Consider the following 15,270-nt stretch of genomic DNA (forward strand, 5'->3'; position numbering starts at 1 on the left):
CAAGGCCGCCTCCCCCATAGGAGATATGGGGGAGGCGATCGCGTCGCGCGATGCTCAGCGGTTTACGCCGCTCCTTCGTCCCCGTTTCCTGCACCGCCGTCCATGCAAACACCTCAAGGATTCCGATGAAGGGCTTCAAGCCATCCGCGCCATTCCTGCTGCTGCTCCCGGCCATGATCGTGCTGGCGGCGGTTGTCGTCGTGCCGCTGCTGTTGTCCCTCTACTCCAGCTTCACCCCGTTCCGCCTGACGCGGCCCGAAACGTTCTACGTCTTCATCGGCATCCGGAACTATCTTTCGATCCTGTCCAACACCGATTTCTGGTGGGCCTTCGGTCGCACGGTCCTGCTGCTGACCATCGCGCTCAATCTTGAAATGCTGCTCGGCCTCGGCCTCGCCATGCTGGTCGAGAAGGCGACGCGCGGCCAGCGCATCCTGCGCACGCTGATGATGTTTCCGATGATGTTCTCGCCGATCCTCGTCGGCTTCCAGTTCAAATTCATGTTCAACGACAATATCGGCCTGGTGAACAATGCCTTGCAGTCGCTCGGCATCACGCAGGACGCCATACCGTGGCTGATCGAAGGCCATCTCGCCTTCATCGCCATTTCGATCGCCGAGATCTGGTCGTCGACGGCGATCTTCGCCATCCTGATCCTCGCCGGTCTGCTCGCCATGCCCAAGGAGCCGATCGAGGCGGCGCGGGTCGACGGCTGCACGCCGTGGCAGACGTTCCGCTATGTGACGTGGCCGTTCGTCATGCCCTTCGCCTACATCGCCATGACCATCCGCTCGCTCGACGTCGCGCGCGCCTATGACATCGTCAAAATCATGACCGATGGCGGACCGGCGGGCCGCACGGAACTGCTATGGACCCTGGTGGCCCGTACCGCCTACAGCGACGGGCGCATGGGCATGGCCAATGCCATGGCCTATTTCTCGATCCTGCTGTCGATCGCCTTCACCGTCTACTTCTTCAACAAGCTCGCCGCGGCGCGCACGCAGATCGGTGCGGAGTGGTGATGGACGAGAATTCTTCCGCCCGCCTGAAGCGCCGGCTGCTTGGCGTCGTCTACCGCATCGGCCTGTTCCTGGCGATGCTGACGATCTGCCTGCCGGGTCTCTGGATCGTCATCTCGTCGCTGCGGCCGACCGTCGAGATCATGGCCAAACCGCCCGTGTGGATCCCACAGGAGATTTCATTCGACGCCTATGTCGCGATGTTCAGCGGTATCGGCAAGGGCGGCATCCCTGTCATCGAATATTTCCGCAACTCGCTGATCATTTCGGTGACCTCGACGGTGATCGCGGTCGCCATCGGCATGGCCGGCGGCTACGCTTTCGCGCGCTATCGCTTCCGCGGCAAATCCAGCGTCTTCCTTGGCCTGATGCTGACGCGCACGGTGCCCGGCATCGCGCTCTCGCTGCCGCTGTTCTTCCTCTACGTCCGGCTCGGCATCATCGACACGCATTTCGGACTGATCCTTGCCTATGTCGCGCTCAACGTGCCGTTCACGATCTGGCTGATCGACGGCTTCTTCCGCCAGGTGCCCAAGGACCTTGCGGAAGCAGCGCAGATCGACGGCTGCACGCGCTGGCAGGCTTTCTGGCAGGTCGAGTTTCCGCTTGCCGGACCGGGCATCGCGTCAGCCGCGATCTTCGCCTTCCTGACTTGCTGGAATGAGTTCGCGCTGGCCTCGCAACTGACGCGTTCGGTAAGCGCCAAGACGCTGCCAGTCGGCCTGCTCGATTACACCGCCGAGTTCACCATCGACTGGCGCGGCATGTGCGCGCTCGCCGTGGTGATGATCATTCCGGCGCTCACCCTCACCTACATCGTCCAGAAACACCTTGTCGGCGGCCTGACCTCCGGCGCGGTGAAAGGCTGATCCCATGGCAACCGTTACCCTCACCAAGCTGACCAAGCGCTACGGCAATATCGGGATCGTGCATGGCATCGATCTCGACATTGCCGACCGCGAGTTCATCGCGCTGGTCGGCCCGTCCGGCTGCGGCAAATCGACGACGCTGCGCATGATTGCCGGGCTGGAAGAGATCAGCGCCGGCTCGATCGAGATCGGCGGGCGCGTCGTCAACGACCTGCCGCCACGCTCGCGCAACATCTCGATGGTGTTCCAATCCTACGCGCTCTATCCGCACATGACGGTGCGCGAGAATCTCGGCTTCTCCCTGAAGATCGCGGGTGCGGCCAAGGAGGACATGGAGCGCCGCGTCGCCGAAGCCTCGGCCATCCTCGGCCTTGACACGCTGCTGGATCGCCGTCCGTCGCAACTCTCCGGCGGCCAGCGCCAGCGCGTCGCCATGGGCCGCGCCATCGTGCGCGACCCCGATGTGTTCCTGTTCGACGAGCCGCTTTCCAACCTCGACGCCAAGTTGCGCACGCAGATGCGCACCGAGATCAAGAAGCTGCATGCCAAGGTGCAGTCGACGGTGATCTACGTCACCCATGACCAGGTCGAAGCGATGACGCTGGCCGACCGCATCGTCATCATGCGCGACGGCCACATCGAACAGGTCGGCACGCCCGACGAGGTTTTCCGGCGGCCGGCGACACGCTTCGTTGCAGGTTTCATCGGCTCGCCGCCGATGAACCTGCACGAGGCGACGATCGATGACGGCCAGATGGTTTTCGCCAGTGGCGAAAAGCTGCCGCTGCCCGGCCAGTTCAAGGCCAATGTCGCCACCGGCGACAAGGTCGTGTTCGGATTGCGGCCGGACGACATCTATCCGACCGGACACGGCATCAGTTCCGGGGGTGCTGCCGATGTCCATCAGATCGAACTGCCGATCACGGTTACCGAACCGCTCGGCAACGAGACGCTGGTGTTCGTCGAATTCAACCGCGAAGACTGGGTGACACGCATGCTGAACCCGAGGCCATTGAGGCCGGGCGAGCGCATCGCCATGAGCCTCGACATGTCGCAGGCGCATCTGTTTGCCACTGAGACCGGAAAGACGCTGCGGAGCTGATCGACATGGCCAAAATCGAGAAAGTCGACCTTTGCATGGTGGACCTTGTGCCCAAGGTCAAGCGCACCGACGCGATCCAGAGCTTCGTCAGCCAGGAAACACCGATCGTCACGATCACCGATTCCGACGGCGCGGTCGGCACGGGCTACAGCTACACGATCGGCACCGGTGGTTCGTCGGTGATGCGGCTGTTGTCCGACCATCTGGTGCCGCGCCTGATCGGCTGCGACCCCGACATGATCGAGGCGATCTGGCACGATCTCGAATTCGCCACGCATGCCACCACGATCGGAGCGATCACGGCCATCGCCATCGCCGCGATCGATACCGCGCTGTGGGATCTGCGGGCGAAAAAGCAGAACCTGCCGCTGTGGAAGCTGGCCGGCGGCGCCAAGGACCGCTGCCCGCTCTACACGACCGAAGGCGGCTGGCTGCACATCGAGACGCAGGCGCTGGTCGACGACGCGCTGGCCGCCAAGGCGAAGGGCTTTCGCGGCTCGAAGGTGAAGATCGGCAGGCCGCACGGTTCGGAAGATCTTGCGCGCCTGTCGGCGGTGCGCAAGGCGGTCGGCGACGGCTACGAGATCATGACCGATGCCAATCAGGGTTTCTCGGTCGACGAAGCGATCCGGCGCGCCGCCAGGCTGCGCGAACTCGACCTCGCCTGGATCGAGGAGCCGCTGCCGGCCGACGATATCGACGGGCATGTGCGATTGTCGAACTCGACGCCGACGCCGATCGCCATCGGCGAGTCGCTCTACTCCATCCGGCATTTCCGCGAATATATGCAGAAGGGCGCCTGCTCGATCGTGCAGGTCGATGTCGGCCGCATCGGCGGTATCACGCCCTGGCTCAAGATTGCGCACGCGGCAGAGGCCTTCGACATTCCGGTCTGCCCGCATTTCCTTATGGAACTGCATGTCAGCCTGACCTGCGCTGTTCAGAACGGTAGATATGTCGAGTACATTCCGCAACTCGACCAGTTGACCGGCAAGCACATGCGCATCGAGGATGGGCAAGCGCTGGCGCCCGACGAACCGGGCATCGGCATCGACTGGGACTGGGACGCGGTCAAGGCCATGAGCATCGCCGAATTCACCACGGCGATCACCAGATAGGAGACGGGCATGCAGCGGATGGGAATGGTTCTGGGGTTGAAGCCGGAAAAGGTCGAGGAGTATGTCCGCCTGCATGCCGCCGTCTGGCCCGACGTGCTGACCATGATCTCGGCCTGCAACATCAAGAACTATTCCATCTACCTGAAGCGACCGGAGAACCTGCTGTTCAGCACCTTTGAATACCACGGCACCGACTACGTGGCAGACATGGCTAAGATGGCGGCCGATCCGAAAACACAGGAGTGGTGGGCAGTCTGCATGCCTTGCCAGGAGCCGCTGGCGACACGCAAGGAAGGCGAATGGTGGGCTGAGATGGACGAGGTCTTCCATCATGACTGAAGGCGGTTTCGACCCTGCCTTGCTCGTCCAGTCATGGCCCAAACCCTCCAAGCCCCGGCCGATCGTCACTTTCGGCGCCGGATCGATCGTCGGCGACGCACATTTCCCGGCCTACCGGAAGGCCGGCTTTCCCGTAGCCGGCCTCTACGACCCCGACCACGCCAGAGCTGAAAAACTGGCCAAGCAATGGGACGTGACAGCCTTTCGCTCCGCGGAGGAGGCTGCCGCCGTCGAGGGTGCGATCTTCGACCTCGCGACGCCGCCCTCGCGTCATGCCGATGTGCTGAAATCCTTGCCCGATGGCGCCGTAGCGCTCATCCAGAAGCCGATGGGCAGCAACCTTGCCGAGGCGACCACGATCCTCGAAATCTGCCGCGCCAGGAAGCTGCACGCGGCGGTGAACTTCCAGTTGCGCTTCGCGCCGATGATGCTGGCGCTCAAGGATGCCATCGCCAAGGGCTGGCTCGGCGAGATCGTCGACTTCGACGCCTGGCTGGCGCTGGCGACGCCGTGGGAGCTGTGGGAATTCCTGCTCAAGGCGCCGCGCGTCGAGATCGCCATGCATTCTATCCACTATCTCGATCTGATCCGGCAGTTGCTCGGCGACCCGCAAGGCGTTCACGCCAAGACGCTCGGTCACCCCAACCATGCCGTGGCGCAGACGCGCACCAGCGCCATTCTCGACTATGGCGACACCGTGCGCTGCGCCCTGTCGATCAACCACGACCACAAGTTCGGCCGTCGGCACCAGGCCTGCGAGTTCCGCATCTGCGGCACCGAGGGCGCCGCCTATCTCAAGCTTGGCCTCAATCTCGACTATCCCACAGGCGAGCCGGATATTCTGGAGATCCATCCGAAAGGCGGGACGGACTGGATCGCCGTGCCCTTGGCCGGCGAGTGGTTTCCCGATGCCTTCGTAGGCCGCATGGCCAATGTCCAACGTTTCGCGGCCGGAGAAGATGCTACGCTGATAAGCCCCGTCGAGGATGCGTGGAGCACGATGGCGCTGGTCGAGGCGGCCTATCAATCGAGTGCGGCACCGGCGACGCCGATCGCAGAAAGACCCTGATGGAACAGATCACCTATTTCGAAGACTACGAGATCGGCTCTTCGCGCCTTACCAGCGGCCGCACCATCACTGAGACCGACTTTATCGTCCATGCCGGCCATACTGGTGATTTCTTTCCGCACCACATGGACGCCGAATACATGAAGACGACGCCGTTCGGCCAGCGCATCGCCCACGGCACGCTGGTGTTCTCGGTCGGCATCGGGCTGACGGCAAGCATCGTCAACCCCGTCGCGTTTTCCTATGGCTACGACCGGCTGCGCTTCATCAAGCCTGTGTTCATCGGCGACACGATCCGCACACGCACCACCATCGCGGCCAAGGAGGACGATCCCAAGCGGCCGGGTTCAGGACGGGTGATCGAGCGCTGTGAGGTGATCAACCAGCGCGGTGAAGTCGTGCTGGCGGCCGACCACATCTACATCGTCGAACGCAGGCCGGCGCAGGGCTGAAGCCCATCGCAATGCCCATGAGCCACGCCGTCAGGATTTTCGCGACAGGCCATCTTCCCTGATCGCGCTGACCAGCGTCTCGCTTCCTTCGCGAAGATGCCGCCTCAGAATGCCTATGGCCTTGTCGCCGTCGCGCCGCCGACAGGCGGCCAGCAGGTTGCGGTGCTCCGTCTGCGAGCGGTTGCGATAGTCCAGGTTCGACAGCAGGATGCGGACGTAGCGATCCGCCGCATTGTGGTGCGCCTCGATCAGACCAAGCAATCGATGGTTGCCGCAGGCGTCGTAGAGAGCCAGATGAAAGGCGCGGTTCAGTGCCCCCCACCGGCCGACATTGCGCTCCGCGTCGATCTGATCCAGCACCTGTTCCGCCTCGTCGAGCTTTGCGCCGGCGAGGCTGGGTACCGAGAGCCGGAGCGCCTCGCTTTCGAGCAGCTCACGCAGCGCGTAGATTTCACTGATCTCGGCGCTGTCCATCCGGGCGACCTGCGCGCCCTTTGTCGGATGGATGGAAACGATACCCTCGGCTTCCAGCTGGCGAAGGGCATCGCGAATGGGCATCCGGCTGAAGCCGAACTGCTCGGCCAGCTCGTCCTGGCGCAGCGGAGTGCCTGCCTTGATGGTTCCATTGGCAATCGCCTCGCGCAGGACATTCGCGACCTGCTCGGCCACGGTCCGCGGCCCCTGCATCACGCTTTCCGCAAATCCTCGCAATCGATGCTCCCGTTAACGTGGTACCAGCGTAACTGAAGACTCCCCGTGTGGATATAAGTATGCCCGTATACGCACACATCGAGCATCATTTTCGCGACTTGCCCGACCGAACGTGGCCGCTGACCTGCACGCCGTCCTCGGCACGCAAATACAGGAAGCCGGGGATGGACAGCAGCGGGATGACCGCGGTGAGCAGGAACACCTGATGAAAGCGTTCCGGTGTCACGATGTGGGTTTCTCCTGCAACCAGGCCCAGCACCATGGCGGCGATCGAAACGCCCAGGGAAACGCTGAGCTGCTGCAGGACGCCGCCTAGGCTGGTGGCGCGGCTGAGCTTGTCGGCCGGCAGGTCGGCGTAAGACAGCGTGTTGGAGGTCATGAACTGCGCCAAACGGATGATCCCGAACACAAAGACGTAAAGGCCGATCATCCAGTGCGGCGTATCGGCCTCGATCAAGGCGAAGCCCGCCACGGCGGCGGAGCCGACGAGCGCGCTGCCGATCAGCACCACATTGAAGCCGAAGCACCGCAACAGCGGCGACAGCAGCGGCCGGATAAGCAAGGCGCCGAAGCTGCCGACGAATGTCAGTGAGCCCGATGTGACCGGGCTCATGCCGAAGCCGACCTGCAACATCAGCGGCAACAGGAAAGGTACGCCATTGAGGCCGACGCGGCACAGGCCGCCGGCCAGCGTGCCGACCCAGAACGAACGAAATCGAAACAGCGTCAGATCGACTGCGGGTGCGACGACGCGGCGTGCATAGCGCCCGAAGGCGAGCAGCAGCAGCACCGCCGCGGCCAGCACCAGCACCGTTGCCGAAACGGGGACGATCGGCCGGCCGATGCTTTCCAATCCGAACTGCAGCAGGGCCACGCCGCAGCCCACCATCAGGAATCCGGCGAAGTCGAAGCGTTGCACCGCTTCCTCGCGAAAATCGTCGACGAAGCGCAGCGCCGCCAGAATGCCAAGGCAGCCGAAAGGCACGTTGACGTAGAATATCCAGCGCCACGATGCATAAGTGGTCAACAGGCCGCCAAGCAGCGGCCCGATGACAGGCCCCATGATGGCGGGCAAGGTCATGTAGGTCATGGCGGTGATCAGCCCGCTGCGCGGAAAGCTGCGCAGCAGGATCAGCCGGCCGACCGGCGTCATCATGGCGCCGCCCAGCCCCTGCAAAGCGCGCATCGCCAGCAGCATGCCGAAACTGTTGGCCATGCCGCAAAGCGCCGAACCAAGGGTGAAGGTGAAAAGTGCCAGCGCGAACACTCTTCGTGCGCCGAACTTGTCGGCGAACCAGCCGCTGACTGGAATGAACACGGCCAGCGTCAGAATGTAGGTGGTGATCGCCAGGTTCAGCCTGACCGGTGTCGTGTCGAGGCTGCGCGCGATGGCCGGGATCGCGGTGGTGATGATCGTGGAATCGAGCTGCTCCATCAGAAAGGCGATGGCGACGATGATCGGAATAATCAGTCTCAGCCTCGGGTCGCGCTCGGTGGCAAATTGAGGCTGTTCCAATGCTGTGGCCAATTCCGTCATGCGGCGGCTGCTCTATCCCAAAGGCAGGATCGCCTTCTATGCGGCAAGCCAGCCGAGGCCTGATCACACGCGTGTCTTATGGTCCGACAAATAGGCAAGCGGTAGTCATTTCCTCTGTGATGGAAGTCAACAAATTTTGACTGCCAGTCCGGCGGAGAGGAGATCGGCAAAGTCAGCGGCGATCGGCGTCCGAACTGCCGTCGCCTGAAGGTGCATTTGCGTTTCAGCGAACGCCCGTCCCGATTTCGTGAAGGAACGTGTCGAGCAAGAGGCCGTTTTGTTCCCCATCTATGTCTCGCATGTACAGGAGGCATCCTCATGAAAAGGCAAATAGGAATCATCGGTTCCATCGTATTGGCGTTGGCCACGAGCGCGATCCCGTTTACCACCTTCGCTGATGCCGCGGTCGTCAGGCACCATAGTGTCCACCACGCCGCGGCCCATCACGGCAGCGCGCATCGGCACGCTGTGCGCGGCGGATACGGACACCGTGGCGATTGGATTGGCGGCGGTTGGACCGGCGACGATTGGGTTGGCGATGAAGGCTGGATAGACGGCTACTACAATGGTTACGGCAGCTATAACGGTTACGCCGGCGACTATTGCGGAACCATCCAGTGGACGCTCGACCTCTGCGGCCCCCATGGTCCGTGATCCCTGATCCGACCGCAGCCTTCCGACCGCCCCGCACAGCCGATCCGGATGTTTCGGGGCGGCTGCCCTGTCACTCAACTCCGCGCTGGCCTTGGAACTGCCGCCACACACGCTTGCGGCTTGACGGCGCTGCGAAGTTCGGCCACTTGTCGACTAGTATACAAGTGGTGAGTTCATGCTTGAAGTTCTCGTTCGCGCGCCGCAGTCGCTGGAAGTCCGGCAGGGTGGTGCCATGCCCGAGCCCGGCGCCGGCGAAGTGGTCGTTCACGTCAGCCGTGCCGGCATCTGCGGCTCGGACATTCACATCCTGCACGGCTCCAATCCGTTCGCCGTCTATCCACGTATCATCGGCCATGAATTCGCCGGCACCGTAACCGCGCTCGGACGCGATGTGACCGGCATTGCGGCGGGAGACCGCGTGGTGGTCGATCCCGTGGTGTCGTGCGGCCACTGCTATCCCTGCCGGGTCGGCCGCTCCAATGTCTGCGCCAACCTCGAAGTGATGGGCGTTCACCGCGATGGCGGTTTTCGCGCCTTCGTGGCGGTGCCGGCGGCAAACGCCATACCGGTTCCGGCCAACATGCCGTTTGGACTTGCGGCACTGGCCGAGCCGTTTTCCATCGCCGCCAATGTGCTTGATCGTACCGGCTGCGGCCCCGAAGACACGGTGCTGATCTATGGTGCCGGCACGGTCGGCGTCACCGTGCTGCAGGTCGCCAAGCTCAAGGGTGCCCGCTGCATCGTGGCCGATATCGATGAAGCGCGCCTCGAGCGAGCGCTTCGCTTCGGCGCCGACAGGTTGATCCACTCCGTCCGCGATCCGGTGCCGGCCGCGGTGCACGGCGAAAATGACGGTCTTGGCCCGACGCTGGTCATCGACGGCGCCGGTATTCCGGCCCTTCTGGACGAGGCTTGCCGTCTGGCCAGCCCGGCGGGCCGCATCGGCCTGCTCGGTTTTTCGGATGCCCCGTCCAATCTCAGCCAGCAGGAAGTCGTGCGCAAGGAACTGACCATTGTCGGCTCGCGCCTGAACCGCAGGCTGTTGCCGCGCGTCGTCGAATGGCTGGCCGACAAGCGGCTCGACCCGCAAGGCATGATCACGCAGGTGTTCGCGGCGACGGAAGCGCGTGCCGCCTTCGACCTGATCGAGAAGGAACCCCAGCGCACGCTCAAGGTCCAGTTGGACTTCTCATGAGCCGGAGTCAGCCCTCGATCAGCGCGATTGCGCGCAGCGGCGATCCGGTGCCGCCTTCGATCGCCAGCGGCAAGCTGATCAGGAAGCACAGCGGCGGCACTTCACCAAGCCGGGCGAAATTCTCACCGACCAGGATGCCGGCTGAAAGCAGCGTATTGTGCGCCGGGAAATCCTCGCTGCCGAAACAATCGATCGACAGGCAATCCGAACCGGCGATGCGCACGCCGCGCTCGACCAGCAATTGGCTCGCTTGCCGCGACAGGCCGGGCCAGTCGGCAAGAAACGCTGCCGGATCGTCCCAGAATCGGTCCCAGCCGAAATGGAAGAACACGGCGTCCCCGTGCCGTATGCGGCCATGTTCGGCCTCGAAAGCGAAAACGTGCTCCGGCTCGACCGCTTGCCGGGGCTGGCAGCCACGCGCATCGATCGTCACCATGCGGCCGAAGAAGCGTTCGACGGGAATATCCGAGATGGCGGCGCCGCGGCGGACGAAATGGACCGGCGCGTCGAAATGCGTGCCGGTGTGCTCGCTCATGGCCAGCGCGTGGTTGCAGGCGACGTCGCCGCGATCGTAGGATTCCACCATCTCCTGGCAGTAATGCGGATGCGTCGGCCACACCGGCATGCCCGGCTTCATCGGATGCGTCAGGTCGACGAAGGAAACCGCCTTGGTTTCGAACAGGTCGGCGAGGGTGTCGATGGCGGATGTCATCTGACGCGCGGCCTCGGCACGAGAGCGACGATCAGGATGATCAGCGCGCCGGTCAGAAGGAAGCGCACGCCGGCCTGTATGCCAAAAGTGTTGAGCATGGTGGACATCAGGTTGAAGAACAATGCGGCCCCCCATATGCCGATGGCATTGGCCTGTCCACCGGCGACGCTGGTTCCGCCAAGCACGACCACGGCGATCGATTCCATCAGATAGGCATCGCCCATGTTGAGTGCTGCCCCGCCGCTGAAGCCGGCAAGCAGGAAGCCGGCAAGTGCCGCGGCCGTGCCGCACAGCACATAGGCCATCAGCCGCACCCGGGCGACGTTGATGCCGGCAAGCCGCGCCGCCGGTTCGCTCTGGCCGGTGGCCAGCAATTGCCGGCCCCAGACCGTGCGTTTGAGGGCAAACATCGCAACGAGGGTCAGCGCCATCACGACTATAGGCATGATTTGCGCGCCGCCCAGGCTTAGCGAGGTGAATCGAGAAAGGCCGGCCGGCGGCTTCAGCGTCGCCTGGCCGCCGAGATTGAAGGCAAGCGACTGGAAGACGAAGCTCCAGGCAAGTGTGGCGATGATCGGCGGCAGCCTGAGCGCGACGATGGCAAGGAAGTTCGCGGCACCCGCGACGGCGCCGACAGCAAGTGCGGCAGCGAGGCCGGGCAGCAGCATGCCGTCGGACCCTTGCATGACCGTCATCGACACATAGGCGGCCAGCGTCAGCACGGATGGTACCGACAGGTCGATGTTGCCCGGCCCGGAGGCGACGACGAACATCTGCCCGGTTCCCACCACGACGCTGAAAGCCCCGAAGGCGAGCGCGCCCGAGAACGTGGCGCCGGCGCTGCCGATACCCGAATAGGCTGATGTCGCCACCCACATTGCAAGCGCAACGATGAAGCCGTAGGTCCACGGCGCGAGGCTCAATCTTCTGGTCATCGCGCCCGCTCCGACAAAAGCACGCGCCCGGCCAGCACGAGAAACAGGATGACACCCTGGGCGCCGATCTGCCATGTCGGCGGCACCTGCAGGAAGGACAGCAGCGAGCCCGCGAGCGACAGCGTCAGCGCACCGATCACCGTGCCGACCGGCGAGACGACGCCGCCGGTAAAAGCGCCGCCGCCGAGGATCACCGCGCCGACGCCGAGCAGCGTATAGGCCGGCGCGACATTGGCGTCGCCCGATGTGGTGAGGCCGGTGAGCGTCAGCCCGGCCAGACAGGCGAGCAGGCCGGCGGCGGCATAAACCGCGACGCGGATGCCGATAACGGACCAGCCGGCACGCTCGACGGCGCGCGGATTGCCGCCGGCGCCGCGCAACACCACGCCATAGGAGGAGCGCGATATGACGAGATGGCCGGCGAGCGCCGCCAATGCCGCCAGCCAGATCGACAGCGGCATCAAAGGCGGCTGCCAGCTCATGAACGCGGCAAGCCATACCGGCGCCGAGCCACCCGGCGCCGGCAGCAGGATGACGGCGATGCCGAGCCAGATGAAGGACATGCCCAGCGTCACGATGATCGACGGCAGTTGCCGTGAATGGATGAGCAGGCCGAAGCCTGCATAGGCGGCGATCAGGACCAGGTAGCACAGCGCCGCGAGCGCCGGCGCATCCCTGAGATAGAGCGCGGTGATGCAGGTGATCAGCCCGACAAAGGCGCCATTCGAAAGATCGATGTCGCCCAGCATGATCACCATCATCTGCGCCAGCGCGGCGAACACCAGCGGCACCGAGAGCTTGAACAACAGGTGGAAGCCGAAATAGCTCATCGCCGCCGGGCGGATGCTGAAGATGATGGCCAGCATGACCAGCAGCGCGATAGCCGGCAGGCCGACCTGCAAGGCATTGAGCAAGGCCGGGCGCGCCGTGGAGGAGGATCGGCCGGGAACACGGGCAACGGCGTCAGACATGCTCGCCTCCGAAAGAGGCCTGCAGGATGCGACCGGTCTCGATGGCGTCGCCTTCCAGCCTGGTCGCGGCGCGACCCTCGCGAAAGACATAGATGCGCTCGCAATTGGTCAGCTCTTCGAGCTCGGTCGTGTACCAGACGAAGGAACGTCCGTTCTCGGCCTCGGCGCGGATCAGCCGGTAGACCTCCTGCTTGGTGCCGACATCGACGCCGCGCATCGGATCGTCAAGGAAGATCACTTGCGCGTCCGACGCCAGAGCGCGGGCGAACAGCACCTTCTGCTGGTTGCCGCCGGACAGCGACAGGATCGGCGTGTCGATCGAAGGCGCCTTGACCTTGAGCCGTTCCGACCAGGTCTCGGCCAGCTTGCGTGCGGCACCGCTTGAAATCATGCCGCCCCGCGTCAGCGCATTCAGGCTGCGGATGGTCAGATTGTCGGCGATCGACCACAGCGAGAACACGCCTTCCGAGCCGCGGTCGCCGGCGACATAGGCGCCCGGCAAGGCCTCGCGCTGCCGGCGCGCGGCATAAAACATCGCGCGCAGCCGCTCGCGCTGGCCGTGGCCGTCGAGCCCGGCGAAGCCGATGATCTCGCCCTTGCCGACTTCGATGGTCAGATCGGTGGTGTCGCAGCCGGCATGCCGGATCACCGGGGCTTGTACCGAGGCCGCCTTGCCGGCGGAGCGGTCGCGCGGTCGTTCGATGCTGCCCATCAGCTCGACCAGTGCGGCGCGTGACAAGCCGGCGGTCGGCCGCTCGGCGACGACCTTGCCGTCGACCATGACGACGGTGCGGTCGCAGACGGCGAGGATCTCGTTCAGGCGATGTGTGATCAGGATGCAGGCGATGCCGCGCGCTGCCGCGCGGCGGATATGAGCGAGCAATTGTTCCGTCGCCTCGTGACCGAGCGCCGAGGTCGGCTCGTCGAGAATGACGGCGCGCAACCTGATGCCGGTCTGCGTGAAGGCACGCGCGATCTCGACCATCTGTCGCTCGCCGATCGGCAGGTCGGCGACTTTCCTGTCGAGATCGATGCCGTGGCCGGGGAATATCTCGTCCAGCACCGGGCCGATCACCTGGCGCGCGCGCCGCCGCCAGCCCACTCCGCGCAAAGGCCTGTGCACGATGCGGGTGTTTTCCGCTGATGTCAGGTTGGCGCAGAGAGACAGTTCCTGGAAGATGCAGCGCAGTCCGGTCTGCTGGGCGCTGGCCGCACTCCATGCGCCGATCTCACGCCCCCCGAGGCGAAAACTGCCGCTGCTGCGTTCGACCGTGCCGGCAAGCACGTTCATCAGTGTCGACTTGCCAGCACCATTGTGACCGACGAGGCCGACGACCTCGCCGGGTTTCAGATGAAAATCCACGCCGCCCAGGGCATGCACGGCATCATAGTGCTTGCGGACATCGCGCACCTCGATGAGCAGGCTGTCGGCATCGCCTGTCTCTGCTGCGTCCTTTTTGGGCGGCGTGGGATCGTTCATCATTCAGCCATGCTGCTCATTTCGGCGCGGGAACGCCCGGCAGAGGCTCCTTCTTTACGTTGGCGTCGATGATCTTGGCCACCAGCTCCTGCGGATATTCGGCATTGACGACGCCGCCCTCGGGAACCGTCTTCAGCCAGGCATCGAGGTCGGGCTGGTTGATCTGCAAGAGCGGCACCTCGACGAATTTCGGCACCTGCTTGCCGGCCAGGATCTGCTGCGCGACCCAGAATGCGACCTGCGAGACGCTTGGCGTCGCACCCAGCGAGAAGGTCTGGTAGCCGCTGGCGTCATGCTCCTGCTTCCACAGCGCCAGTTCGTCCTGGCGGTTGCCCATGATGATGATCGGCAGCGGCCGGTTGGCGGCCTTGAAGGCCTGCGCGGCACCATAGCCGTCGCCGCCCTGCGTCAGCACGGCATCGACCTGCGGCAGCGACGGCAGGATGCCCGACACTTCCTTTTGCGCCACGGTCGCCGTCCACTGGCCATAGACCTCGCCAACAGCCTTGTAGCTGGCATGCGCCTTCATCGCCTTCTCGACGCCTTCATGCAGGCGCTTGTCGAAGCCATCGCCGGCCATGCCGCGGATTTCGAGGATGTTGGCCGGCTTGTCGCCGAGCTTGCTGGAGATGAAATCCAGTTCGGCCTTGGCATAGGAATCGAGGTTGTAGTCGACGACATAGGCACAAGGCTCGGTGACGCCGCTGGCGAAGGCGACGACAGTGATGCCGGCATTGCAGGCATCCTTGATGGCGCCGTTGAGTGCAGTGTCGGAGCCGGCAAGCACGATGATCGCGTCATAGCCCTGGAGGATCAGGTTCTCGATCTGGCTCGCCTGCTCGGTCACCGAATTGTTCGAGCTGACGACGGCGGTGGCGGCGACCTGTTTGTCGGCCACGGCCTTGGCGCCCATCTCCTCGAAGCTTTTGATCATCACCTGGCGGAAGGAATTGCCGGCGTAGGAATTGCTGAAGGCGATCTTCTTGGCCGACGTGTCGCCCTTGGCGACGCCGTCGTCGGCGCGTGTCGTGGCAAGGGTCGTGCAGGAAAGCAGCGCCGCGATAAGGAAGGCTCTGCCAGCTGTTCTGGTTCTGCTCATTTCGTTCT

General features: G+C 64.0%; 16 protein-coding genes. 9 read left to right on the forward strand and 7 right to left on the reverse strand.

The window, feature by feature from the left end:
- The first annotated feature begins 125 nt into the window (after positions 1 to 125).
- Genes ACZ89F_RS21105 through ACZ89F_RS21135 form a run of 7 tightly spaced genes read left to right on the forward strand, consistent with a single transcriptional unit; the run spans position 126 to position 5,968 of the window.
- A complete protein-coding gene (locus tag ACZ89F_RS21105) occupies positions 126 to 1,022 on the forward strand; it encodes a carbohydrate ABC transporter permease (RefSeq protein ID WP_023808865.1) in 897 nt (298 codons plus the stop codon).
- Positions 1,022 to 1,888 carry a carbohydrate ABC transporter permease gene (locus tag ACZ89F_RS21110; RefSeq protein ID WP_107648637.1) on the forward strand — a complete coding sequence of 289 codons (867 nt, stop codon included), beginning with the start codon at positions 1,022 to 1,024 and terminating at the stop codon, positions 1,886 to 1,888. The genes ACZ89F_RS21105 and ACZ89F_RS21110 overlap by 1 nt, the downstream gene beginning before the upstream one ends.
- A 4-nt stretch (positions 1,889 to 1,892) precedes the next feature.
- Positions 1,893 to 2,990 carry an ABC transporter ATP-binding protein gene (locus tag ACZ89F_RS21115; protein ID WP_476093923.1) on the forward strand — a complete coding sequence of 366 codons (1,098 nt, stop codon included), beginning with the start codon at positions 1,893 to 1,895 and terminating at the stop codon, positions 2,988 to 2,990.
- 5 nt (positions 2,991 to 2,995) lie between these two features.
- Entirely contained in the window at positions 2,996 to 4,108 is a 1,113-nt protein-coding gene (locus ACZ89F_RS21120; RefSeq protein WP_476093924.1) for a mandelate racemase/muconate lactonizing enzyme family protein, read from the forward strand.
- 9 nt (positions 4,109 to 4,117) lie between these two features.
- On the forward strand, positions 4,118 to 4,447 hold the full coding sequence (locus tag ACZ89F_RS21125; RefSeq protein ID WP_476093925.1) for an L-rhamnose mutarotase: 330 nt from the start codon (positions 4,118 to 4,120) through the stop codon (positions 4,445 to 4,447).
- Positions 4,440 to 5,516: a Gfo/Idh/MocA family protein gene (locus ACZ89F_RS21130; protein ID WP_476093926.1), complete on the forward strand. Its 1,077-nt coding sequence runs from the start codon at positions 4,440 to 4,442 to the stop codon at positions 5,514 to 5,516. The genes ACZ89F_RS21125 and ACZ89F_RS21130 overlap by 8 nt, the downstream gene beginning before the upstream one ends.
- On the forward strand, positions 5,513 to 5,968 hold the full coding sequence (locus ACZ89F_RS21135) for a MaoC/PaaZ C-terminal domain-containing protein (RefSeq protein WP_476097326.1): 456 nt from the start codon (positions 5,513 to 5,515) through the stop codon (positions 5,966 to 5,968). The genes ACZ89F_RS21130 and ACZ89F_RS21135 overlap by 4 nt, the downstream gene beginning before the upstream one ends.
- A 30-nt stretch (positions 5,969 to 5,998) precedes the next feature.
- On the opposite strand, the gene ACZ89F_RS21140 is transcribed toward ACZ89F_RS21135, so the two are convergent.
- Both ACZ89F_RS21140 and ACZ89F_RS21145 read right to left on the reverse strand, forming a co-directional pair.
- Positions 5,999 to 6,637: a GntR family transcriptional regulator gene (locus ACZ89F_RS21140; protein ID WP_476093927.1), complete on the reverse strand. Its 639-nt coding sequence runs from the start codon at positions 6,635 to 6,637 to the stop codon at positions 5,999 to 6,001.
- 127 nt (positions 6,638 to 6,764) lie between these two features.
- The gene (locus tag ACZ89F_RS21145) at positions 6,765 to 8,216 is read right to left on the reverse strand and encodes a DHA2 family efflux MFS transporter permease subunit (protein ID WP_476093928.1); all 1,452 of its coding nucleotides are present in this window, start codon (positions 8,214 to 8,216) and stop codon (positions 6,765 to 6,767) included.
- A gap of 318 nt (positions 8,217 to 8,534) precedes the next feature.
- On the opposite strand from ACZ89F_RS21145, the gene ACZ89F_RS21150 reads away from it, so the two are divergent.
- Positions 8,535 to 8,870: a hypothetical protein gene (locus ACZ89F_RS21150; protein ID WP_476093929.1), complete on the forward strand. Its 336-nt coding sequence runs from the start codon at positions 8,535 to 8,537 to the stop codon at positions 8,868 to 8,870.
- A 175-nt stretch (positions 8,871 to 9,045) separates the two neighbouring features.
- Positions 9,046 to 10,065, forward strand: coding sequence for a Zn-dependent oxidoreductase (locus tag ACZ89F_RS21155; RefSeq protein ID WP_476093930.1), 1,020 nt, complete (start codon positions 9,046 to 9,048; stop codon positions 10,063 to 10,065).
- Between the two features lie 7 nt (positions 10,066 to 10,072).
- Here the strand turns inward: ACZ89F_RS21155 and ACZ89F_RS21160 are convergent, their stop codons facing one another.
- From ACZ89F_RS21160 to ACZ89F_RS21180, 5 genes are read right to left on the reverse strand one after another with little or no spacing between them, the layout of a single operon-like run.
- Complete coding sequence (locus ACZ89F_RS21160) at positions 10,073 to 10,777, reverse strand: cyclase family protein (protein ID WP_476093931.1); 705 nt, start codon at positions 10,775 to 10,777, stop codon at positions 10,073 to 10,075.
- Entirely contained in the window at positions 10,774 to 11,712 is a 939-nt protein-coding gene (locus ACZ89F_RS21165; protein ID WP_476093932.1) for an ABC transporter permease, read from the reverse strand. Before ACZ89F_RS21165 ends, ACZ89F_RS21160 begins: the two co-directional genes overlap by 4 nt.
- The gene (locus ACZ89F_RS21170; RefSeq protein ID WP_476093933.1) at positions 11,709 to 12,683 is read right to left on the reverse strand and encodes an ABC transporter permease; all 975 of its coding nucleotides are present in this window, start codon (positions 12,681 to 12,683) and stop codon (positions 11,709 to 11,711) included. Before ACZ89F_RS21170 ends, ACZ89F_RS21165 begins: the two co-directional genes overlap by 4 nt.
- Positions 12,676 to 14,166: a sugar ABC transporter ATP-binding protein gene (locus ACZ89F_RS21175; RefSeq protein ID WP_476093934.1), complete on the reverse strand. Its 1,491-nt coding sequence runs from the start codon at positions 14,164 to 14,166 to the stop codon at positions 12,676 to 12,678. The genes ACZ89F_RS21170 and ACZ89F_RS21175 overlap by 8 nt, the downstream gene beginning before the upstream one ends.
- A 13-nt stretch (positions 14,167 to 14,179) precedes the next feature.
- Positions 14,180 to 15,262 carry a substrate-binding domain-containing protein gene (locus tag ACZ89F_RS21180; RefSeq protein ID WP_476093935.1) on the reverse strand — a complete coding sequence of 361 codons (1,083 nt, stop codon included), beginning with the start codon at positions 15,260 to 15,262 and terminating at the stop codon, positions 14,180 to 14,182.
- Positions 15,263 to 15,270: the final 8 nt, after the last annotated feature.

This window comes from Mesorhizobium sp. USDA 3734, from assembly GCF_056279665.1.